Origin of the sequence: Acinetobacter proteolyticus (genome assembly GCF_000367945.1) — a bacterium.
In the GTDB taxonomy this organism is placed as follows: Bacteria; Pseudomonadota; Gammaproteobacteria; order Pseudomonadales; family Moraxellaceae; genus Acinetobacter; species Acinetobacter proteolyticus.
Genome location: NZ_KB849179.1, coordinates 1,762,233 through 1,784,484 on the forward strand (window position 1 = coordinate 1,762,233; position 22,252 = coordinate 1,784,484).

Here is a 22,252-nt window from a genome sequence, read left to right on the forward strand (position 1 = left end):
ATCAATTGTCCCTGTTATTCACAGATTCCCTTTGTGTAAGGGCGTCCTACCCCCATCCTCCCTGATGTGCATTCAGCTTCTTTCGTGCCGAAGTGAAAATGCTTGGGGTGTTGTATTGTTATTATTATTAAGAATCAAATTGATTCACAAAATTCGTTATAATGATTAAAATGAATTATTTTTTATCAATTTGCTAATAGAAAGAATCAAAATGAACAATATCGATCATATTATATTAGGCTTACTCAAAGACAATGCACGGATGTCAATTACCGACTTGGCAGCGAAAACACGCGTGTCTCGAGCCACAGTGCAGAAACGAATTGAATATATGGAATCAACGGGGATCATCACGGGCTATACCGTGCGTTTCCGTCCCAATGCTGAAAAAAATATCATTCGGGCATGGATGAATATCATGGTCGAAGGCACACGAGCGCAGGCCGTGATTCGGGAGTTACGCTTAGAATCAGCCGTTGAGCGACTGCATACCACCAATGGTAAATGGGATATTCTGGTTGAGTTGCAATCTGATAGTTTGGAAAACTTTGATAAAGCCCTAGAGCGAATCCGAAATATTTCAGGAATTTACAATAGTGAAACCAGTATTTTGCTTTCCACCTATAAGACCTAAAAAAAGAGACTCTATCAAGAGTCCCTTTTTAAATTAAATGGCTTAATAACTGACACGGCGATAGTTACGATATTCTGGTGTCCAGAAATTATCTTCAATCGCTTGTTTCAACACATCATTACTCAACGGTACGGCCAAGCCATCCGCCATAGCAGCTTTTGCCACTTTAAAGGCAATAAACTTAGATACCTGTTGAATATCATTGATATTTGGCAATAAATCCGCTGCGGCATTTTTCAAACGCGGTGAACAATCTGCCAAAGCAGTACTTGCAGCCATCAACATCGAATCACTGATATGCGTTGCGCCACATGCAATCACCCCAAGGCCAATACCTGGGAAGATATACGAGTTATTGCACTGTGCAATGCTATACACCTTGCCTTGGAAATAAACTGGTGCAAAAGGACTCCCTGTTGCCACAATTGCAGCACCTTGCGTCCATTCAATAATATCTTTCGGTTGCGCTTCCACTTGTGAGGTCGGGTTCGACAACGGCAACACAATCGGATGCTTATAATATTTAGCTAAGGTTTTGATGACCTCTTCACTAAACAAACCTGCCTGCCCCGAGACCCCAATCAAGATACTTGGTTTGGCATTCTTGACCACGTCCAACAAAGCGACGTTGTCACCTGTATATTCCCAAGTGCTAATTGCAGTGACTGGCGTGGCAAGTTTTTGCTGAAAATCGAGTAAGTTTGGTTGTTGATCGGTCATCAAGCCGAAACGATCCACCATAAAGATGCGTGAACGCGCTTCATGGTCACTCAGACCTTCATCCATCATCTGTCTAACGATCTGTTCAGCGATACCACATCCTGCTGAACCTGCACCCACAAAGGTAACGGTTTGGTCTTTCAGTTGTTTGCCTTGTGCTCTTGAGGCAGCAATTAGGGTCGCAACAGTGACTGCTGCCGTACCTTGAATATCATCATTAAAACAGCAAATTTTATCGCGGTACTGAGTCAATAATGGCATGGCATTGGTTTGCGCAAAATCTTCAAATTGAATCAGCACATCTGGCCAACGCTGGCGCACTGCCTTAATAATCTGCTCAACAAATTCATAATATTGCTCACCACGAATACGTGGCTGTTTCCAACCCATATAAATTGGGTCATCCAGCAATTCTTGGTTATTGGTGCCGACATCAATGGTAATCGGCAAGGTATACGCAGGACTAATCCCACCACATGCGGTATAGAGCGACAACTTACCAATTGGAATACCCATACCACCAATTCCCTGATCGCCCAGACCCAAAATGCGTTCACCATCGGTAATCACAATCACCTTAACGTTTTTCTTATTCACGTTATGGATAATTTGATCAATGTACTGACGCTCTGGATAGGAAATAAAAATACCGCGATGTCGACGATAGATGTCTGAGAAGCGCTGACAAGCTTCCCCAACCGTTGGAGTATAAATAATCGGTAGCATTTCATCTAAATGCTGACTCAACAAGTTATAGAACAAGGTTTCATTGGTATCTTGAATATTTCGCAAATAAATATGCTTATTCAAGTCACTATCAAATGAAAGGTACTGCTGATATGAACGTTGCGTCTGCTCTTCAATATTCTCGATATTGTATGGAACTAGCCCATGTAAGTTAAAATTCTCTCGTTCTTCTTCAGAAAAAGCAGAGCCTTTATTTAACAGAGGTAGTTCTAAAAGAGCGTTTCCAGCATAGTGAATATATAAAGGTTTTTTGATTTTACTAAGGCTCACAGACATACTTTACTCTTTAGACTCTCTCTCGAATGTACAAAAAATGGATTCGCTGAAGTACTTTAAAAAAGCGCTTTGGCATGGGCAATAATTTACACTAATCAGAGCTCGAAACCGAATAATCTAACTGTATGTAAACCGATTCAATATTTAGTAAATAAATAGTAGTCCCTATTTTGGATCGTTTTTTAAGCTTTCATGCAACATTTTGAATTATTTTTGCATTCAGGATACTTTAGAATTGTAGTGATATCGTTCTAGCTGCTTTTTAATAGGCATTCCTCTCTGACATTGTGCTTGGCGATCAGATATTGTCTTGGTTCGAAGTAGTCAATCTTTGCTGTTTTAAAATCATATGACATGCATCATCTGACTTTAGTTATTCAACTCTTTCTCTTCTATCGCGCTCTACACCACCATTAAACCCTTTAAAACTAACAAGATGGGACAATTTTGCTCGCTCTATTGCAAATGATCGCCAGTTTTATATGATCTATGTGAAAGCATTGCTCACCCTATAACGCTCCTTGTTTAACAATGAGCAATGCCTTCATCTATTTGAATAACAAAGCCACCTGATTCAAACTGAAGGTGAACTCAAATATTTCGCTACCATTCCGCGTTTTTAAGCTTTCTTTTTCTTGGACTTCTTAGTGAAAAAGCTTAGCGCATGTGAATAATGCGTTGGGGTAATGCGCTGAATCAGATCCAGTACTTTGGCATCATTACCAATCAAGATCCGTGCTTTATCCGCTTTCACCGCATCTAGAATAACTTTGGCCGCCTGCTCTGGTGGTGTTTTTAAGACCTTATTAAATGCCTGACTGGCCTTAGCTGGATTCATACCTAGGCTCCGAATACTGTCACTCATCCGTGCGCTATTGGCAATATTGGTACGGATTCCTCCCGGATGTACACAAGTTGAACTCACGCCATCATTTTGAAGTTTTAATTCTTGTCTTAAGGCTTCAGTAAAACCACGAACTGCAAATTTCGTCGCGTTATAGGCACTTTGAGTGGGTTGCGCAGTTAGGCCAAACAGACTGGAAATATTAATAATATGCCCTTCACCACTTTGCTTGAGATAAGGTAAAAACTCTTTGGTGCCATAGACCACGCCCCAGAAGTTGATCTTGAAAATCCATTCCAATTCTTCATAACTCATACCTTCAACAGTACTGGCGAGGGCTACACCTGCATTATTAAAAATCAGATTGATTTTGCCATGTGCCTTAAAGCTGTCTTCTGCCCAGTCACGAACAGCCTGCTGATCAGATACATCCAGTTTAGTCACCGTGACTTTGACTGGATACTGTTGTAGCAATGCCTGTGTTTCTACCAAGCCTTTTTGATTGACATCACTCAGCGCTAAATCAGCACCCTGCTGTGCCAATAAAATTGCGAGCTGTTGCCCAATACCAGATCCCGCGCCCGTAATTGCAGCGACTTTTTGATTAAAACTTTTCATATCATGACTCTATTTGAAGTTGATAAAAATTGGCAGCGTTTTGTCTAAACATGGTATGCAAAGCCTGATCACCATAAGGACTCAGCATTTGAATATAGGCGTGGATTAGGTCATTTAAACGGGCATTCGGCTTATCCATGGGAAAATTGGATGCAAACATGATCCGCTCTGTACCAAATACCGCGATTGCATGTTGAATCATTGGCGTGAGTAAACTCACCATCTCACTTACACTTGCCGTTCGATCTTGCTGATAAAAGCGATGCCCCAATACGGGCATCATCAAACCTGAGATTTTGGCATGGACATTTTTCTGTTCCGCCAGTCGTGCCAAATCCTGTTGCCATTGTTTAAAAATGGCATCACGCTGCGATTGTGTCATTCCCGTTTTCTTGCCTACGGCTCCAAATAAACCAACAGGTGTCGCCAGATGGTCAACCACAATACGCGTTTCAGGAAATTGTTGAGCTAAGGCAGTAATCTCATTTAATTGGGTGGAATAGCCCCATGCATCAAAAGATAAATCCAGTTTTGCCAGTTGTTCAAAACCTGTAAGGAATTTCTTGTTCTGGTATAAATGTGGCTGATCACACCAACGGTAAACACCCTTATCTTGATGCCAAGCCCCCATTTTACGGATACCGCGAAAGCGTGGGCTCGCCTGCTGATGGGCTTTAAGAATATCCTTAAATTTTCGATCTCTTGGATCAGCTGTCGCAACAATGGCACCTAATTTTAGACCTTGTGCTTTAAAATCTAATTGCTGAATCCAATCCGTTTCTTCAACCACACCCAAGCCTTTGTGGTGATGCCAGTTGGCTTCGACATGAACCACACTCTCGACTAAAAATAGCGAAGTGTCGGCCTGATAATGCTCAGGTAAATAAGGACGTAATGCGTATTCTGTTAAGCCTAAACTATCCAATAACGGCTTAGGCTTGACTAACCTGACCACTCGATCCATCACCCTCGGATATTTCCCCAAAGCTTTGACCAATAAGGCTGCTGAATGCGGTGTGTGATAAGGATCCCACTGATGAATATGCGGGTCTATGATTGCAAAATCTAATCTTGTCATTGTTGTACTCGATATAAGCTCAGCGCATAAAATTTGAAATGATGCTCATCCATGACATCTCTAATATTTCTAAATACAGTGTTCGTGGTTTTAGCCTACTGAACAAAGTACTATGAATAAAATGATTTATTTAAATATTTAACTATGAATAGCATTCATTCATTAGTAAGAATAATAAATGCATTATCAATACTTTAATTTTTATAAACTCTGCCATTATTGTAAATGATTCCTATTTAACTATACTTAAGCCGCTTATTGCATGCTCAACCGCCCTTTTAAGCCCAATAAGTTTATGACGCTCCTGCATCAACCTCATTTTCTGTATCGCACTGGTATCCTTATGTCTGCTTTCTCCCCACGCAAAAATCTTATTACTATTGAAATTTTAAAACAAAGCAGCCCATTCCTTTTATCTTTAATACCTGTGCTGTCGTGGGCAGAAATGACCTCAGAACACCCCACACAACTCGCAACCATTAATGTGCAAGCTGAGCAATCCTCCAGTTATATCGCCGCACCAACAGCATCAACATTACGCGGCAATCAAAACAATCTAGAAAGCCCACAAACCGTAAATGTAGTGTCTAAACAATATATGAAAGATTATTTGCCAGCAAACTTGGACAATGCACTGACCCAAGTCAGTGGTATTACGCAGGGCAATACGTTGGGTGGTACTCAAGATACCGTCATGAAACGGGGTTTTGGTGATAATCGTGATGGCTCGATTACCGTGAATGGCATGCCAATTGTGCAAGGTCGCACCATGAATGCTGCGGTTGAGCAGGTTGAAGTTTTAAAAGGGCCTGCGTCTTTACTCTACGGCATTATGGACCCAGGTGGTGTGGTCAATGTCATTACAAAAAAACCTGAAACGACGCAAAAAACTGAATTTTCAGTTTATGGCTCAAGCTTCGCCGCAGGTAAAAATGGTCTAGGTGCGAGTCTGGATACCACGGGTTCAATCAGCGACAGTAACTTTGCCTATCGTTTTATTGCCGATCATTCCGATGCAGACTATTGGCGTAATTTCGGTAATCTCAAACAGACTTTAATTGCACCCTCATTAGGTTGGGATAATGGTCAAACCAAAGTCAATTTAAGTTATCAATATCGTGACTTTGACGTCCCTTTTGATCGTTCCACTATTTTTGATCCAAAGACCAAGCAAGCCTTACCAATCTCGAAATATCAACGCTTAGATGAAGCCTTTAACCAAATGAAAGGTGAAGCTCATTTGGCGCAACTCTTAGTTGATCATCAGCTTAATGATAACTGGTCAGCTCACCTGGGCTATAGCTATAATTACGAAACTTACGATGCCAATCAACTCCGTGTGACCAAGCTAAATACGGCCAACCATACGGTGACACGCCGTACCGATGCCACTCTAAATGCTGAAAGCGTGGACAGCAATGCTCAAGCTTATCTCAATGGTTCAGTCAATTTACTGGGTTTAAAACATGATCTGCAAATTGGTTCAGACATCGAATACCGTAAATATTTCCGTCCAGATATGGTCCGTGGTGATACTTCAACTTTAGATTACTTAAATCCAAAGTTCGGAACGGTTGAAGCTTCTCAAAATATCGTTGCATCCGATAGCGACCAAACCGATAAATTGCATACTTACGGTTTTTATATGCAAGATGCCATCCACTTAAATGAAAACTGGATTGCCGTGCTCGGTGGACGTTACCTGAATTATCAACAGACTGCTGGACGTGGCAGACCATTTAAGGAAAATACCAATACAAAGGATGATGCATGGCTTCCACATGCAGGCTTAGTCTATCAATGGAATGATCAACTGTCTTTCTATGGCAGCTATACCGAATCCCTAAAACCCTCGTCTTCAATCGCACCTTTAGGCGGCGATGCAGTCATTGATGCGCACGTTAAACCTGAACAAGCCAAATCTTATGAAGTCGGTGCCAAATACGAATTCAATGAGCGTATTAAAGCTAACTTTGCACTCTACGATATTAAAAAGCGTAATGTTTTAGCCAAAGTAACCAATCCATCCAGTAATGAAGTCGAACTGCATACCACAGGCGCAGTCCGTTCCAAAGGCGCTGAACTCGACCTGACAGGCCGTCTGACTGATCAACTTGATGCAACCCTGACCTACGCCTATACCGATGCCAAAGTCACTGAAGATGAGCTTGGTCTGCAAGGTAATCGCTTGAGCAATGTCGCACGAGATACAGCCTCATTAGCCTTGGCCTATAATTATGGCGAACTTTATCATGGCAAATTACGTTTAGGGCTCAGTGGCAATTATGTCGGTAAACGTGCGGGAGACTCGGAAAATAGCTTTGAGCTGCCAGAGTATGCATTGGCCAATGCCTTTGTCAGTTATGACACCACGATTGCCAAACAAGCAGTGAACTTCCAATTTAATTTAAATAATATCTTTGATAAAACCTACTATACGGCCAGCGTTAATAATCTGGCGGTGTCTCAAGGGGATTCTCGTCAAGCGGTATTACGTGCCACGTTTAAATTCTAATAGAGGATCAGCGCAGTAAGTTCATTACTGCGCTTTTGAGATCAATATGAAAAAAATTCTTACGATCATGACGATGATCCTTGCCTTTAGTACATGGACATCGTCTGCGTATGCCCAAACCCGAATTGCGCTGATTTCACAGCTTAAAGGGGCTTCCTTTGCCACCGATGTTGCGATTCAAAATTACTTGCAACGCAAGGGCTATCAGGTTGAGCTACTCGATCAATCTGTTTCCCCCAACAGTTTAAAAAACACCGATCTCGTGATTATCTCATCAACGGTGGCATCCAAAAATCTTCAATCAGGTTGGCGACAACTCCCGATTCCGCTGATGACATGGGAAAATGATTATCTCGATGATCTAGCGATGACCGGTAAACGAATTGATACTGATTTTGGCGAAGTGGAGAAAGAACGTTATTTGTGGCTGGTCAATGCACCTCATCCTCTATCCGCTCAATTAGCAGCAGGAACTCATAATGTCTATCAAGCACAGGCGCCAATGAGTTGGGGCAAACCAGGATTAGGTGCAACCATCATTGCAACCATTTATGGACAACCTGAAAAAGTCGCAATCTGGGGCTATGAAAAAGGTGCAACTATGGATTATGAGTCGCTAGCACCAGCAAAACGACTAATGTTTTTTCTCAATAACGAAACTTTTAGCAATCTGTCTGAGGACGGCTTGAAACTGTTTGATGCCGCGATTCAATGGTCATTGAACAAATAAAATCCAAGCTTAGATTTCAATGAACTGATGTATTTCATGATGCGTCAGTTTAAATTCTTACTACGACCTTTGCTTGAATGCTCTAAAATACTTCCAGACTCATCGTTGCCCTAAAGTTTTTAGGTGCACAACCAAAGCGCTGTGCAAAAGCACGACTAAAGGCGGCTTGAGAGGAATAGCCGACGCATTCAGCAACTTGTGCAATATTTTTATCTGTTTCTTTGAGCAATTGGCTGGCTAACTTCATCCGCCAATTTTTTAAATACAGCATCGGGGGTACGCCAACCCATTCAACAAATTTTTTGGAAAAACTGGAGCGAGATTGTTTGGTCAGTTGGGCAAGCGAATTCACATCCCATTCATAGGCGGGGTGTGCATGCATCAATGATAATGCCTTACTCATCATCGGATCGCGTAATGCAGAAATCCAACTTTGATGTTCAATCATCTCCGTTGCTAACCAAAACCGTATCGACCAGACCAACAATAAATCAATGATTCGAGACAACATGACTCGACTACCCAGTGCTGGGTGTTCCAGCTCAAGCTTGATTGCAGCAACTGTCATGGGTACCCATTCCGCGACTTTTTCAGCATTATGGTGTGACGGTACATGAATGTAACTCGGCAATCCTTCTGCAATCGCCTCGCCATAAACACCATTCAATTGAAAAGTACAGCTAATTACATCAGCAACGGAATCCTGTCCTTTACATGCTTCGATCGAATGTTCCAACTTGGTAGGCAATACAACAATATCGCCTTGCTGCAAAATCAAATCGACTTGCATTCGTTTGATTCTCAATCGACAGCTCGCCAGCTGAATAATATGGATATAAGCATATCGGGCAGGAAAGCACAGTTTGTCTTGTGCTGAAAGATGTTCAACAGCATAGATTTCACCCGAGATATTAGCGAAGCGATAAATATCAAAAAAGATATCTGTTAAAACATGCTCATCACTCATTTTGCGCATTTGTCCTTAAAAGTGTTTCTGCAAAAACATTGGCGTTTCAGTTATTGTACAAGCCGAACAAATCACCAATAATCTTTTTCAGAAGATTTCGATAGTATAAAAATCGATCAACTCCTTTCTCATTCTTATACAGTCAACCTTCCCTTTTTAAGCTTATAAAATTCAATACAATAGCGTTCAGCTAGGAGATAAATATGAGTACTCAACCGACCATTATTCTCGTACACGGTTTTTGGGGCGGTGCAGCCCATTGGACCAAAGTGATCAATGAATTGTCCCATCAAGGTTATAAGACCTTGCGTGCCGTGGAACTTCCATTAACCTCACTGGCAGATGACGTTGAACGAACTCAAAAAATGATTGCCCAAGCTGATGGGGATGTGCTGTTAGTCGGTCATTCTTACGGCGGCGCAGTGATTACCGAAGCAGGGAATCATCCGAATGTTGTGGGTTTGGTTTATATTGCCGCCTTTGCACCAGACAGTAATGAAAGCCCAGGGGTAATTACCCAACAACATTTACCTGTTGCCGCACCGAATCTAGAACCTGATAGTGATGGTTATCTCTGGTTAAAAGTCGATAAATTTCACGAAAGTTTCTGTCAGGATCTCACTCAAGATGAAGGTTTTGCCATGGGTGTCACTCAAAAAGCACCTTTAGCCAGTACTTTTGGCGATAACATTAGCAACCCAGCGTGGAAAACCAAACCCTCTTGGTATCAAATCTCAACACAGGACCGAATGATCAGTCCAGAAAACCAAGCTGTCATGTCTGATCGTTTAAACGCCAAAAAAGTGATCTCCTTAAACGCCAGCCATGCTTCATTGGCATCACAGCCAAAAGAAGTGACTGCCTTAATTACTGAAGCTGTGTCATTTCTGAGTAAGTAAAGCAGACTGTGATATAGGGAATAATTTGATTCCCTATATCCTCTTTTCATTCCACTCAACTTCGACAAAACCAAGAAGACTCAGTTTATAGTAAGTATTCCCAGATAATGTAGCCTAGACCGAATCCAAGAAATGCATACAAAGTAATAATGAAGAATACAAAACTGGCATTATTCTTTTTTTTCAAAAAACTCATATCAGCACCTTTGGCTTTGCTCAATTCATGTAGTTATAGTGCAATAAGATACAGAATAAAAAAAGACACAGAATTTTCCAAAAAAAATATAACAGATCGCTGCAAAAAACAGAAACTGTTATGAAAACAACCCCAAATATAATTGCTACATGCATCACAGCATGATCATCAATCTATTCAGGGCTGCTCTATCTTATTTTAATATGCTAAAAATGATCAAGTTTTAAGATGCGGATTATCCAATGGCAGTTCCTTGTCTAAATGCGCATCAAAGATATCCGTCAGCATACTGTCATAACGTTTGGCGTTGTATTGCGAAAGTGACTCGGCTTCTGCTGCAGTGATAAATCCAATTTCAATCGCATTGGCAATATGCTCCTCGAAAGTGAGACCACTAAACTGATCTTTCGATTCTGCCTTTTTAAACTTATTCCACAACGGTTGTAACTGTAATAGGCTTTGGAAGGTCGATTCCATACGCCCCATCACATCGTTGCTATTAGTAGTGTAATAGACGTGCTGTTTTAACTGATCTCGGAACGCATGTTCTTGCATCATCAATTGCGCCACCTCTTGTTTCAACTGATCCGATGGTGCTGCAATTGGACGTCCAAATGGAAAACAGATCAATTTCACCATGCAGGCAGCAAGTTTCATCGGGAAGTTATCATAGAAAGTAAAGAATGCTTCTTGTACTTGATACAAGGCTTTATTGAGGGCTAATTCTGCATGTTTCTGTTCAGCCTCGGTTCTTTGACCATGCTCATAGTATTTCAAAATTGCCGTAGCGATAAATAAATTCGCATGGATATCAGCCAACCGACCAGACAGCATTTCTTTACGTTTTAAATCACCCGCCAAAATCCCAAGCGCCATATCTGCCGTTAATGCAAAATCAGCGCTAAAACGGTTGATCTTACTGTAATAGCTTTTTGAAAAATCATCGGCTTGTTGAGAGCCATCATCTGAACCACCTGTAATCGAGTATGCAAGCGCTTTGGCTGCACGATTGAAGGTATAGGCTAAATGTTTAAACAATAATGGTGAAAATTCCTTAAAAGCTGCAGTCTTATCTTCCGATTGCAACAGTTGCAGTTCTTCAAACAAATAAGGATGGCAGCGCATTGAACCTTGACCGAAAATCATCAATGAACGAGTCAGAATATTGGCCCCTTCTACCGTAATTGCCACAGGAATAGATTGATAAGTCAGTGCAAGGAAGTTACGTGGACCTAATTGAATCGCTCGCCCACCAACCACGTCCATGCCATGATTCACAACTTTGCGCATGGTTTCGGTGGCATAGTATTTGGCCATGGCGGTCATCACTGCTGGCGTTCCGCCTTGGTTTAAACCACAGGTCACCAAATAACGGAATGATTCCAACATATAGGCATCGCTAGCGATATCACTGGTCGCCTCTTGTACGCCTTCAAAATGCCCAACCGAAATTTTGAATTGTTGACGGACACTGGCAAATGCACCCACCAACAGATAGCTCATTTCCCCTGCCGCAGTAGCCAAAGCGGGTAATGAAATACCACGCCCCACACCGAGACATTCCATCAGCATACGCCAACCTTTACCTGCATTTTTCTGCCCGCCAATAATCCAATCTAGCGGAATAAAGACATCGCTGCCCTCCACCGTACCATTCATAAACGGCGCACCCGGATTATGGCGAGGTCCAATATGGATCCCCTCATGATCAGCTGGAATCAAGGCACAAGTAATGCCATATTCCACTTTGTTTTTATCTCCCAGCAAACCGTCTGGATCGTATAACTTAAACGCCAAACCAATCACGGTGGCGATCGGTGCAAGGGTAATCCAGCGCTTGGAGAAGTTCATTTTTAAACCCAGTACCTCTTGGCCTTGGTATTGTCCATAGCAGACCACACCAGTATCAGGAATCGCACCTGCATCTGAACCTGCTTCTGGACTGGTCAAACCAAAACAAGGTACTTCTGTCCCTTTTGCCAATCCGGGTAAATAGCGTTGTTTTTGCTCTTCGGTCCCATAGTGCAGCAGTAACTCACCTGGCCCAAGCGAGTTCGGCACCATACAACTGACGGCAGCAGTTAAGGAACGAGACGCAATCTTGCTCATGATTCGACTTTGCGCAAACGGCGTAAATTGTTTACCGCCAAATGATTTTGGAATAATCAGACCTAAGAAGCCTTTGTCTTTGATAAATTGCCAGACCTCTGGCGGCAAATCTTTTTCTTGATGATGAATCTGCCATTCATCTAACATTGAACAGAGCTGTTGTACTTCATGATCTAAAAATGCCTGTTCTTCTGTTGATAAGGTTGGATAAGGATATTGATCAAACTTTTGCCAATCCGGTGCGCCCATAAACAGTTCTTTTTCCCACCAACTGGTCCCCGCTTCTAAAGCTTCTCTTTCGGTGATACTCATGCTTGGCATGGCATTGGAAAGTAACTTAAACGCAGGTCTGCTAATCAATGCATCGCGTAAAGGTTTGATTAGAATAACAATACTGGCAAGGATGATCGGCACGCCCAGTAACAGACTCCATGGTGTAATCAACACACTACAGAGGATGGCGGTGACTATGGAAATAAGACAGCCAACCGTTCGATTGGCTTCGAAATAAAAAACAGCCCATACCACAACTAACTGAATCAATAGGCCAAGCAATATCAATAATACAATCATATTTGCTCCGTTATCTCAGATTGGGATGAAGATGAAATAAGAAATATCTAAATTAATTTTTGATTTAACGTCATTCTTTAATAAACAAAATGGCTATTTTTTATTCTACATATCAAAGCGCTATTTGCTTGATTAACTACTAAAATTTACACAAAGTCATTCAGATGACACCGAAACTTAATTTCTTGCCTCCGCAATATTACTGAACAAAGAAATTGTGATTATTCACACGATAAATCTAAAAATAATGAAAGTTTTTTTTATATTTAAGGATTCTGATTAGAAAACCATCTTATTCGAGAATTTGAATAAGATGGGCTGTTCAATTCTTGTAGTGAGTCGACAATTAAAACTTATGTGTATACGTCGTCATGATTCGATTTTCGACAAAATCTGTGCCGGGGTTATTGCCTGCACCATATTTAATATCAGCTCGGATATGTCGCCATTCAAAGCCCAAACCTTTCAGTTTACCTTCTGGTACGGTGTAATTGACGATCACATTCTTCTCGGTTTCTTTATTATCCTTAAAGCCTTCCCGATAGATTTCACTGCCATTTAAATAACGTAAAGTCAGTTTTAGCCCAGGGATACCCTGCTCTTTAAAGTCATAACTATATAAAACATGCCAAGTGAACTCTTTGGCTTTGTAGAAAGCAATTGCAGACCAACTCTGTAAATAGGCTTGTGGCACATAACCATTCAATAAGGGAATATTGTCCTCACCCATATGCTTTTGCAGACCGGTCAAAATAGTATGTGGTCCATTTTGCACACTGGCTTGTAGACCGATAGACTGGACATCAATATCGCCGAAATAAGCATCACCATCTTCTTTATAGTTAAAGTAGCGGGCGTCCACTTTAAGCTTGCTTTTGTTGACCGTTTCCGTAAAGGCCGCACTCAAATATTGTTGTTGATAAATATCTTCAAGCTGCCCAAACCAATAAGAACCCGTCAACTGAGGAGTAAAATTATAATCGAGACCCAGAAAATTCAGCCCGTCACTTCTTTTGTTTGGGTCTGTCGAGTTGCCTAAGGTAAATTTTCGATACTCATCATCATCTCGAGCATTCACATGGGTAAATCGCCCTGCTGACACTTTTAAGTTTTTGATGTCTTTACTTTCTAGCATTACACCTGCATAAGTGGTGACCAATTGCCGAGAATCATCAATAAACAGTACCGGTGTTTTTGGGAAAAGCTCACCGACTTTCAGTTCAGTATTGTGATATTTAAATTTTAAAGTCGCGCCTAATTTTAAATAATCACGCTCCTGCCGACCTTCGTGCTGATCGTATTTAAATACGGTATCCAGACGTTCGTCATAGCGATCGGTTAAACGCAATGCATATTGAAACCCCAAATCCAAACCAACTTGAATCGGTGTATCGGTATAGCCAGATTCAAAACGTCCTGTCATCGCCTGAGACCAACTGCCCAGATCTTTATTGGTGTTTTCAAAATCGCGTTCTAAATAAAAATTACGCAGGTAAATGCTTTTTTCACTGTCTTCAAAAAAATCTGCATAAGCCACATTGATATTTAGACAGCCAAAGAGTGTGTACAGTGCTACGCGCTGTGCTTTATACAGCGTATCTGGTTTTAACATGGGAAATCCTTTCCTGAGTATTTGAAATTCTTATTCATTCACGCTGAGAGTTAAGACCGTTCTCACAACTGAGACCATACTTGCCGATACCTTTAAAACTGACATAAATTCAGAAAGATATATTTGAGTAAATATTGGCCATACCTTATTATTTGAATTATTAATGTAATTTTCCATAGATAATGAAGTATATAGTTATACCTTTTAAGTCTAGTTTTAGGTCATTTTCATCACAATTAATAAAAGCGATCATGATGACCGCTGATAAATAAACTTGGTGCCTAGAGTGGCTTAATCACCCTCTAGTTGGATCGGAATGCCTTCTTCTTCAAATACTTGCTTAATGCATTCTAAAATCTGCGGTAGATATGGACTCTGATCCATATTACGCACCGCCAATGAAATCGGAGTATAGGCCTCCAAATCCAGAATGGGGATATACACCAGATTTTTCATGCCAATATCACTGGCACTTTCTGGAATCAGGCAAATCCCCTCACCTGATGACACCAAACCAAGCGCCATATGAATTTCACGTACCTCGACCATATCTTTAGGCACCAAACCCAAGTCGGTAAAAATCGATTGAATTAAGGTGGAAAAATTCGGTTTTTGGGTCGCGGGATAAGAAAAAATAGGTTCATCAATAATCTGGGACAGATAAATCCCCTGATCGATAAAGCGAGTTAAATGATGGTTTTTATGAATGGCTAATTTGAGTTTTTCTTTGCGCAATAAAATCCGTTTAATTGCAGGATCACTAATTCTTAAACGTCCAAAGCCTAGATCGATTTTACCCAGCTTTAACGCTTCGATCTGATCTTTAGTGCCATGTTCAATCAACTCCACCTGAATATCAGGATGATTTTGACGGAATAAATAAATCACTTGCGGTAATAAAGCATAGAGCAATGAACTGACATAGCCAATACGCACAATCTTATTCACTGTGCTAATGCGTTTTGCCATGGAAGCCGCTTGAGCAGTATGGGTCAAAATCTGCACTGCATGTTGATAAAAGAACTGCCCCGCCTCTGTGGTTTTTACAGGTCGCGAACCACGTTCAAACAACAGGATTCCAAGTTCCTCTTCCAGCTTTTGGATCTGACGGCTTAACGGCGGTTGTGCAATGCATAACTTTTCTGCAGCTTTGGTAATGCTCTGTTCTTCTACCACCGTCACGAAATAACGAAGATGTCTTAATTCCATTTAATATACCTTTTAAGTATCTAAAAATACCAAATTCAGCCTAGTTCTAAATATTACATTAATTTAGGGTATGTAAATAGCTCAGGACGAAAGAAATACCCAAGATGTATAAATCCATAGAAACCCTACTTGTCGAGATCCCAACTATCCGCCCGCATAAGATGGCGGTTGCAACCATGCAAACCCAAACCTTAGTCCTCATTAAAGTGACAACAGAGGATGGTTTGATTGGTTGGGGTGAAGCAACGACCATTGGTGGCTTGGGTTATGGAGATGAAAGTCCTGAAAGTGTCAAAACCAATATCGAGCATTACTTTTCGCCATTGTTAAAAACTTTGGACAGTTTTAATGTGGCTCAGACACTTCAGACCATTCAACATAGCATCAATGGGAACCGTTTTGCCAAATGCGCCATTCAAACTGCACTACTGGATATTCAGGCACAACGTTTAGGTTTACCGCTCAGTGAAGTTTTAGGTGGACGCCTACGTGATAGTGTCCCTGTACTTTGGGTATTAGCCTCTGGCGATACTGAAAAAGACATTGCTGAAGCAGAAAAAATGGTTGCGTTAAAACGCCACAATGTGTTCAAGCTCAAGATTGGCTCCCGCCCAGTTGAGCAGGATGTTGAACATGTACTGGCGATTAAACAAGCATTGGGCGCAGAGGTTTCGATTCGTGTTGACGTTAACCGTGCATGGTCTGAGTTGAATGCGATTAAAGGGATTCAAATGCTTCAAGATGGTGGAGTCGATCTGATCGAGCAACCGTGTGCGATTCACAATATTGATGCCATGCAACGTCTGACCCGTAAATTTGATATTGCCATTATGGCGGATGAATCTTTAACTGGTCCACAAAGTGCTTACCAGCTGGCAAAAAGCAATGCCGCCTCAGTATTTGCAGTGAAAATTGCCCAATCTGGTGGTCTGATTGAAGCCTGTGAAGTCGGGAAAATTGCCAATCTGGCAGGGATCGATCTTTACGGTGGCACCATGTTGGAAGGTCCAGTTGGCACCATTGCTTCTGCACATGCCTTCTCTACTTTTAGCAATTTAGCCGCAGGCACGGAACTGTTTGGTCCACTGTTGCTCACGGAAGAAATTTTAAAAACACCGCTTCAATATGGCAATTTTGAACTCAAAATTCCAACTGGCCCAGGTCTCGGTATTGAACTGGATGAAGACAAAATCGACAACTTACGTCGTCAATAATTCAAGGAGTTGCCATGCTTTTTCATGTACGAATGGATGTAAATATCCCGCTCGATATGCCAGTTGAACAAGCCAATCAAATTAAAGCTGTTGAAAAGGCCTATTCACAAGATTTACAGCGTCAAGGCAAATGGCGTCATATCTGGCGCATCACTGGACAATATTCAAACATCAGTATCTTTGATGTCGACAGTAATGAAGAACTGCACAATATTTTACAGGGTCTGCCATTGTATCCCTACATGAATATTGAAGTGATGGCGATGAATCGTCACCCATCAGCTATCCGCGAAGACGACAGCTAAAGATCACAACAGAATTTGAACAAGGAATGTGGCAAGCCAAGCAAGCAGCAAAACAGCAAGTTCGCGAGCCACTAAAAACTATCATACTTCAGGAGATTATGTATGAACCGTCAAGAAATCGATGCACTGGTTAAAAAAATGAATGTGGATACCGCGACAGGTGAAGTCAATCCACGTGTACAACAAATCGTAGTTCGTCTGCTCGGTGATCTTTTTCAGGCGATTGAAGATTTAGACATCTCGCAAAGCGAACTGTGGAAAGGTTTGGAATACTTTACCGATGCAGGCCAAGCCAATGAACTCGGCTTATTGGCGGCAGGTTTAGGTCTTGAACATTATCTAGATTTACGTGCTGATGAAGCTGATGCCAAAGCAGGTATAACGGGTGGTACACCACGTACCATTGAAGGTCCACTGTATGTGGCTGGTGCCCCAGAATCTGTCGGTTTTGCTCGTATGGATGATGGTTCTGAATCGGACAAAGTCGATACCTTATTCATCGAAGGAACTGTCACTGATCCTGAAGGTAATCTTATCGAAGGTGCTAAAGTCGAAGTTTGGCATGCCAACAGCCTCGGTAACTATTCGTTCTTTGATAAGTCACAATCTGACTTTAACTTACGCCGTACCATTTTATCTGATGCGAATGGTCACTATGTGGCACAAACCACCATGCCTGTGGGCTATGGCTGCCCACCTGAAGGGACTACTCAAGCAGTGCTGAACTTGCTCGGCCGTCATGGTAACCGCCCTTCTCATGTGCATTATTTTGTTTCTGCACCGGGTTATCGCAAATTAACCACGCAGTTCAATATTGAAGGTGATCAATACCTGTGGGATGACTTTGCATTTGCAACACGTGAGGGATTGGTCGCAACTGCTGTTGATGTGACTGATGAAGCTGAACTTGCTCGTCGTGGTGTGAATAAGCCATTCAAACACATTACCTTTAATGTTGAATTAGTGGCAGAAAAAACAGGTGCGCCAAGCACTGAAGTTGACCGTCGTCGTGTCGGTGCTTAACACCACAAATTTACTGTGAGCTAGACCTTAGCTCACAGTTTTTAAATTTCTATGCATACCCGCTTATACAGCAATTCGTATGTATAGAAATTTGAAAACATGGATAAAAGGTTGGCCTTATGATTGATAAAAGTACGCTCACATTGACTGAGGCACTGTCACAGATCAAGGATGGCGCAACCATCATGATTGGTGGCTTTGGCACCGCAGGACAACCCGCTGAACTGATTGATGGATTGATCGAACTTGGTATTAAAGACCTTGTCATCGTCAATAATAATGCAGGCAATGGCGATTATGGCTTGGCCAAACTGCTTAAAACAAGTGCGGTACGTAAAATCATCTGTTCCTTCCCTCGTCAGTCTGATTCATGGGTGTTCGATGAACTGTACCGTGCGGGCAAGATCGAACTGGAATTGGTCCCACAAGGTAATCTGGCCTGCCGTATTCAAGCCGCAGGCATGGGCCTCGGTGCAGTCTTTACACCAACAGGCTTTGGTACCTTATTGGCGGAAGGCAAAGAAACCCGTCATATCGAGGGTAAAGACTATGTACTTGAGTACCCCATCAAAGCTGACTTTGCCTTAATCAAAGCTCATCAAGGCGACCGTTGGGGCAATCTGGTCTATAACAAATCTGCACGTAACTTCGGCCCGATCATGGCGATGGCCGCGGATATTACCATTGCTCAAGTCTCTGAACTGGTCGAACTCGGTCAGCTTGATCCTGAACATATCATTACCCCTGGGATTTTTGTACAGCATGTGGTCGCTGTTGATGCAGCCAATGGCACAGGAGCAGAATAATGAGCTATCAAAAACTAAGCCGTGATCAGATTGCTGAACGTGTGGCGCAAGATATTCCCGATGGCGCTTATGTCAATTTAGGCATTGGCCTGCCCACCAAGATTTCCAATTATCTTCCTGCCGATAAAGATGTATTTCTGCATTCTGAAAATGGCTTGTTGGCATTCGGTCCACCGCCTGCCAAAGGTGAAGAAGATCCTGAGTTGATCAATGCAGGTAAAGAATATGTGACCATGCTGACAGGTGGTAGCTTTTTCCATCATGGTGATTCTTTTGCCATGATGCGTGGTGGGCATTTAGATATCGCAGTATTGGGTGCTTTCCAAGTCGCAGCCAATGGTGATCTCGCCAACTGGCATACCGGTGCAGCAGATGCCATTCCTGCGGTAGGCGGTGCCATGGATCTCGCTGTCGGTGCCAAGAAAGTGTTTATCACCACCGATCACAACACCAAGCAAGGTGAGCCGAAGATTGTTGAAACTCTTTCATATCCAGCAACAGGCTTGAAATGTGTCGATCGTATTTATACCGACCTGTGTGTGATTGATGTGACTGCTGAAGGTTTAAAAGTGATTGAGAAAGTGGATGGTTTGAGCTTTGACGAGTTGCAGGCGTTGACGGGTGCAAAACTGATTGATGCGACTGATCCATAAAACCAGCACTGCCACAAATTATGGTCATGCTCAAAAACTTTTTGTATAGGCGAGATATTACTTTTCAAAGATGAAAAGTAACAAAAATCTTTGTTGGACTGATGGTATATCCATATACCACAGTCCAACGGGCGGCATCCATGCCGCCGCCGCGAAATGCTTATGGGAAAGTCTCAGATCGAGATTTTCCCATAGTCGAATATAAATTGAGAGTTGCTATCGTGATTGGCGACAAGGATGTCGCCCCGTTACTCAGCACAACAAGGAAGTTGTGTCTGAGTAACAAAGGTTTTTGGTCACTTTTTTAAAAAAGTGACAAGAATGAGCTACTGGCATTTGATTTAAGACGATAAGACTCCGTCGTGTTCACTCATAACGGAGTAATGACAATCAACTATCGATAAATGCTCAAAAAGACTTTAACGATATGGCAGTGCTCACAACAGATTTAGAAATGGAAATGTAAGACTATGAAAAACGCTTATATCATCGATGCCATCCGCACCCCATTTGGTCGTTATGCAGGCGGTCTTGCACCTGTACGTGCTGATGACTTGGGAGCCATTCCGATTCAGGCCTTGATGCAACGTAACCCAACTGTGGATTGGCAACAGGTAGATGATGTGATCTATGGCTGTGCCAACCAAGCGGGTGAAGACAACCGTAATGTGGGACGTATGTCAGCACTATTAGCAGGCTTACCTTATCAAGTGCCAGCCACCACAGTGAACCGTTTGTGTGGTTCATCACTGGATGCGATTGCGATAGCAGCACGTGCCATTAAAGCTAATGAAGCTGATTTGATTATTGCAGGTGGCGTAGAAAGCATGAGCCGTGCGCCCTATGTGATGGGTAAATCCGACAGCGCCTTTGGCCGTAGCCAAAAGATTGAAGACACCACCATGGGCTGGCGTTTCATCAATCCTAAGCTGAAAGAAATGTATGGCGTGGACAGCATGCCGCAAACCGCGGAAAACGTGGCGGAACAGTTCAATATTAACCGTGCCGATCAGGACCAGTTTGCACTTAACAGCCAACAACGTACTGCAACCGCACAAGCGAATGGCTTCTTTGCCAATGAAATCGTGCCCGTTAGCATTCCACAGCGTAAAGGTGATGCACTTGTGGTGGATCGTGATGAGCATCCACGTGCATCAACCACTTTGGAAGTCTTAACCAAACTCAAAGGTGTGGTCAAAGCCGAAGGCACAGTGACAGCAGGTAACGCTTCTGGAATTAATGACGGCGCAGCTGCGGTGTTGATTGCGTCGGACGAAGCCGTGGAAAAATACCAACTCAAGCCACGCGCCAAAATCATTGCAGCCACCACAGTTGGGGTTGAACCACGGATTATGGGCTTTGCACCTGCGCCTGCAATCAAGAAACTGCTGAAACAGGCCAATCTCACGCTAGAACAAATGGATGTGATTGAATTGAATGAAGCTTTTGCAGCACAGGCTTTGGCTGTGACCCGTGATTTAGGCTTGGCAGATGATGATGCACGGGTTAATCCGAATGGCGGTGCAATTGCCTTGGGTCATCCCTTAGGTGCCTCTGGTGCGCGTCTGGTGACAACAGCCTTGAATCAACTTGAACAGATCAAAGGTCAGTACGCCCTGTGTTCGATGTGTATCGGTGTTGGTCAGGGCATTGCATTGATTATTGAACGTATCGAACAAAATTAAGGAAGACCTCATGCCCACTTTTCAATCCGCCGATGCTCAAATTAATTATCAAACCTTTGGAAATCCGAACTCACCTGCACTGGTGTTTTCTAACTCTTTAGGCACCAACTATGGCATGTGGCAAAAGCAGTTCAATTATTTTAAAGAACGCTTTTATGTGATTTGTTATGACACACGCGGTCATGGTTCATCTTCAACACCAACAGGCCCATATACCCTGCAACAACTCGGTGAAGATGTGATTCGCCTACTTGATCATTTAAAGATTGAAAAAGCTAATTTCTGTGGTATTTCCATGGGTGGATTGACTGGCCAATGGCTAGCGATCCATTCTCCAGAACGTTTTTTGCGGGTGGTTGTGAGTAGTACTGCTGCAAAAATTGGACAGGAACAAGCATGGCTGGATCGTGCCCAACTGGTTCGAAAGCAAGGTTTAGTTCCAATCGCCACCACAGCAGCTTCACGCTGGTTTACAGATCCCTTTATCCAAAGTCATCCTGCAATCGTCAATAATCTGTGTAACGACTTAAGTGCTGGCAGCGCAAATGGTTATGCCAATTGTTGTGAGGCTTTGGCTAAAGCGGATGTCCGTGATCAACTCAAGGACATCCATATTCCAGTTTTGGTGATTGCAGGAACACAAGACCCTGTCACCACAGTGGCAGATGGTCAATTTATGCAACAACAGATACCACAGTCGAAACTGGTCGAAATAGAGGCTTCGCATATTTCAAATATTGAGCAAGCCGAAAGCTTCAATCAGATTTTAAAGGACTTTTTGATTGACTAGCTGATAAAGTCAATCATTAAAAAATGGCCTGAAACGGCCATTTTTTTAT

Annotated in this window: 19 protein-coding genes; 11 read left to right on the plus strand and 8 right to left on the minus strand. The window is 42.4% G+C overall.

The annotated features are described in order from the left end of the window. Positions 1 to 211: 211 nt before the first annotated feature. Entirely contained in the window at positions 212 to 634 is a 423-nt protein-coding gene (locus F993_RS08550; RefSeq protein ID WP_004654809.1) for an Lrp/AsnC family transcriptional regulator, read from the plus strand. Between the two features lie 42 nt (positions 635 to 676). Here the strand turns inward: F993_RS08550 and F993_RS08545 are convergent, their stop codons facing one another. The 3 genes from F993_RS08545 to F993_RS08535 all read right to left on the minus strand — a co-directional run bounded on the left by F993_RS08545 (position 677) and on the right by F993_RS08535 (position 4,917). Beyond that, entirely contained in the window at positions 677 to 2,377 is a 1,701-nt protein-coding gene (locus F993_RS08545) for an NAD-dependent malic enzyme (RefSeq protein ID WP_004654810.1), read from the minus strand. 619 nt (positions 2,378 to 2,996) lie between these two features. Then, positions 2,997 to 3,839: an SDR family NAD(P)-dependent oxidoreductase gene (locus tag F993_RS08540; RefSeq protein WP_004654812.1), complete on the minus strand. Its 843-nt coding sequence runs from the start codon at positions 3,837 to 3,839 to the stop codon at positions 2,997 to 2,999. 1 nt (position 3,840) lies between these two features. Further along, entirely contained in the window at positions 3,841 to 4,917 is a 1,077-nt protein-coding gene (locus tag F993_RS08535; RefSeq protein WP_004654814.1) for an amidohydrolase family protein, read from the minus strand. A gap of 343 nt (positions 4,918 to 5,260) precedes the next feature. Here F993_RS08535 and F993_RS08530 point away from each other — a divergent pair, with 343 nt between their 5' ends. After that, positions 5,261 to 7,432 (plus strand): TonB-dependent siderophore receptor, encoded by a 2,172-nt coding sequence (locus F993_RS08530; RefSeq protein WP_032812724.1) that lies wholly within the window; start codon positions 5,261 to 5,263, stop codon positions 7,430 to 7,432. A 46-nt stretch (positions 7,433 to 7,478) separates the two neighbouring features. Further along, positions 7,479 to 8,162: a hypothetical protein gene (locus F993_RS08525; RefSeq protein ID WP_004654818.1), complete on the plus strand. Its 684-nt coding sequence runs from the start codon at positions 7,479 to 7,481 to the stop codon at positions 8,160 to 8,162. A gap of 82 nt (positions 8,163 to 8,244) precedes the next feature. On the opposite strand, the gene F993_RS08520 is transcribed toward F993_RS08525, so the two are convergent. After that, the gene (locus tag F993_RS08520) at positions 8,245 to 9,129 is read right to left on the minus strand and encodes a helix-turn-helix transcriptional regulator (RefSeq protein WP_004654820.1); all 885 of its coding nucleotides are present in this window, start codon (positions 9,127 to 9,129) and stop codon (positions 8,245 to 8,247) included. Between the two features lie 203 nt (positions 9,130 to 9,332). On the opposite strand from F993_RS08520, the gene F993_RS08515 reads away from it, so the two are divergent. Then, complete coding sequence (locus tag F993_RS08515) at positions 9,333 to 10,028, plus strand: alpha/beta hydrolase (protein ID WP_004654821.1); 696 nt, start codon at positions 9,333 to 9,335, stop codon at positions 10,026 to 10,028. Between the two features lie 85 nt (positions 10,029 to 10,113). On the opposite strand, the gene F993_RS20530 is transcribed toward F993_RS08515, so the two are convergent. The 4 genes from F993_RS20530 to catM form a co-directional block, all read right to left on the minus strand. Further along, positions 10,114 to 10,224: a hypothetical protein gene (locus F993_RS20530; RefSeq protein WP_005151495.1), complete on the minus strand. Its 111-nt coding sequence runs from the start codon at positions 10,222 to 10,224 to the stop codon at positions 10,114 to 10,116. A 216-nt stretch (positions 10,225 to 10,440) separates the two neighbouring features. Then, entirely contained in the window at positions 10,441 to 12,906 is a 2,466-nt protein-coding gene (locus tag F993_RS08510; RefSeq protein WP_004654822.1) for an acyl-CoA dehydrogenase, read from the minus strand. A gap of 346 nt (positions 12,907 to 13,252) precedes the next feature. Then, entirely contained in the window at positions 13,253 to 14,518 is a 1,266-nt protein-coding gene (locus F993_RS08505) for an OprD family outer membrane porin (RefSeq protein WP_004654824.1), read from the minus strand. 291 nt (positions 14,519 to 14,809) lie between these two features. Continuing rightward, positions 14,810 to 15,727: a cis,cis-muconate-binding transcription regulator CatM gene (catM, locus tag F993_RS08500; RefSeq protein WP_004654826.1), complete on the minus strand. Its 918-nt coding sequence runs from the start codon at positions 15,725 to 15,727 to the stop codon at positions 14,810 to 14,812. A gap of 104 nt (positions 15,728 to 15,831) precedes the next feature. Here catM and F993_RS08495 point away from each other — a divergent pair, with 104 nt between their 5' ends. From F993_RS08495 to pcaD, 7 genes are all read left to right on the plus strand, one after another. Next, positions 15,832 to 16,941, plus strand: coding sequence for a muconate/chloromuconate family cycloisomerase (locus F993_RS08495; RefSeq protein WP_004654827.1), 1,110 nt, complete (start codon positions 15,832 to 15,834; stop codon positions 16,939 to 16,941). 14 nt (positions 16,942 to 16,955) lie between these two features. Continuing rightward, on the plus strand, positions 16,956 to 17,246 hold the full coding sequence (gene catC, locus F993_RS08490) for a muconolactone Delta-isomerase (protein ID WP_004654828.1): 291 nt from the start codon (positions 16,956 to 16,958) through the stop codon (positions 17,244 to 17,246). Positions 17,247 to 17,348: 102 nt separating this feature from the next. Continuing rightward, on the plus strand, positions 17,349 to 18,269 hold the full coding sequence (gene catA / locus F993_RS08485; RefSeq protein WP_004654830.1) for a catechol 1,2-dioxygenase: 921 nt from the start codon (positions 17,349 to 17,351) through the stop codon (positions 18,267 to 18,269). A gap of 119 nt (positions 18,270 to 18,388) precedes the next feature. Continuing rightward, positions 18,389 to 19,075: a 3-oxoacid CoA-transferase subunit A gene (locus F993_RS08480; RefSeq protein ID WP_004654832.1), complete on the plus strand. Its 687-nt coding sequence runs from the start codon at positions 18,389 to 18,391 to the stop codon at positions 19,073 to 19,075. Then, positions 19,075 to 19,728, plus strand: a complete 654-nt coding sequence (locus F993_RS08475; RefSeq protein WP_004654833.1) for a 3-oxoacid CoA-transferase subunit B — start codon at positions 19,075 to 19,077, stop codon at positions 19,726 to 19,728. The genes F993_RS08480 and F993_RS08475 overlap by 1 nt, the downstream gene beginning before the upstream one ends. A 470-nt stretch (positions 19,729 to 20,198) precedes the next feature. After that, positions 20,199 to 21,413, plus strand: coding sequence for a 3-oxoadipyl-CoA thiolase (pcaF, locus tag F993_RS08470; RefSeq protein ID WP_004654836.1), 1,215 nt, complete (start codon positions 20,199 to 20,201; stop codon positions 21,411 to 21,413). A gap of 10 nt (positions 21,414 to 21,423) precedes the next feature. After that, a complete protein-coding gene (gene pcaD / locus F993_RS08465; protein WP_004654838.1) occupies positions 21,424 to 22,203 on the plus strand; it encodes a 3-oxoadipate enol-lactonase in 780 nt (259 codons plus the stop codon). Positions 22,204 to 22,252 lie beyond the last annotated feature (49 nt).

What these genes read in the sequence shown, in the direction of transcription:
- F993_RS08550 (WP_004654809.1), top strand. Translation starts at nt 212, where the DNA reads ATGAACAATATCGATCATATTATATTAGGCTTACTCAAAGACAATGCA.
- F993_RS08545 (WP_004654810.1), bottom strand. Translation starts at nt 2,377, where the DNA reads ATGTCTGTGAGCCTTAGTAAAATCAAAAAACCTTTATATATTCACTAT.
- F993_RS08540 (WP_004654812.1), bottom strand. Translation starts at nt 3,839, where the DNA reads ATGAAAAGTTTTAATCAAAAAGTCGCTGCAATTACGGGCGCGGGATCT.
- F993_RS08535 (WP_004654814.1), bottom strand. Translation starts at nt 4,917, where the DNA reads ATGACAAGATTAGATTTTGCAATCATAGACCCGCATATTCATCAGTGG.
- F993_RS08530 (WP_032812724.1), top strand. Translation starts at nt 5,261, where the DNA reads ATGTCTGCTTTCTCCCCACGCAAAAATCTTATTACTATTGAAATTTTA.
- F993_RS08525 (WP_004654818.1), top strand. Translation starts at nt 7,479, where the DNA reads ATGAAAAAAATTCTTACGATCATGACGATGATCCTTGCCTTTAGTACA.
- F993_RS08520 (WP_004654820.1), bottom strand. Translation starts at nt 9,129, where the DNA reads ATGAGTGATGAGCATGTTTTAACAGATATCTTTTTTGATATTTATCGC.
- F993_RS08515 (WP_004654821.1), top strand. Translation starts at nt 9,333, where the DNA reads ATGAGTACTCAACCGACCATTATTCTCGTACACGGTTTTTGGGGCGGT.
- F993_RS20530 (WP_005151495.1), bottom strand. Translation starts at nt 10,224, where the DNA reads ATGAGTTTTTTGAAAAAAAAGAATAATGCCAGTTTTGTATTCTTCATT.
- F993_RS08510 (WP_004654822.1), bottom strand. Translation starts at nt 12,906, where the DNA reads ATGATTGTATTATTGATATTGCTTGGCCTATTGATTCAGTTAGTTGTG.
- F993_RS08505 (WP_004654824.1), bottom strand. Translation starts at nt 14,518, where the DNA reads ATGTTAAAACCAGATACGCTGTATAAAGCACAGCGCGTAGCACTGTAC.
- catM (WP_004654826.1), bottom strand. Translation starts at nt 15,727, where the DNA reads ATGGAATTAAGACATCTTCGTTATTTCGTGACGGTGGTAGAAGAACAG.
- F993_RS08495 (WP_004654827.1), top strand. Translation starts at nt 15,832, where the DNA reads ATGTATAAATCCATAGAAACCCTACTTGTCGAGATCCCAACTATCCGC.
- catC (WP_004654828.1), top strand. Translation starts at nt 16,956, where the DNA reads ATGCTTTTTCATGTACGAATGGATGTAAATATCCCGCTCGATATGCCA.
- catA (WP_004654830.1), top strand. Translation starts at nt 17,349, where the DNA reads ATGAACCGTCAAGAAATCGATGCACTGGTTAAAAAAATGAATGTGGAT.
- F993_RS08480 (WP_004654832.1), top strand. Translation starts at nt 18,389, where the DNA reads ATGATTGATAAAAGTACGCTCACATTGACTGAGGCACTGTCACAGATC.
- F993_RS08475 (WP_004654833.1), top strand. Translation starts at nt 19,075, where the DNA reads ATGAGCTATCAAAAACTAAGCCGTGATCAGATTGCTGAACGTGTGGCG.
- pcaF (WP_004654836.1), top strand. Translation starts at nt 20,199, where the DNA reads ATGAAAAACGCTTATATCATCGATGCCATCCGCACCCCATTTGGTCGT.
- pcaD (WP_004654838.1), top strand. Translation starts at nt 21,424, where the DNA reads ATGCCCACTTTTCAATCCGCCGATGCTCAAATTAATTATCAAACCTTT.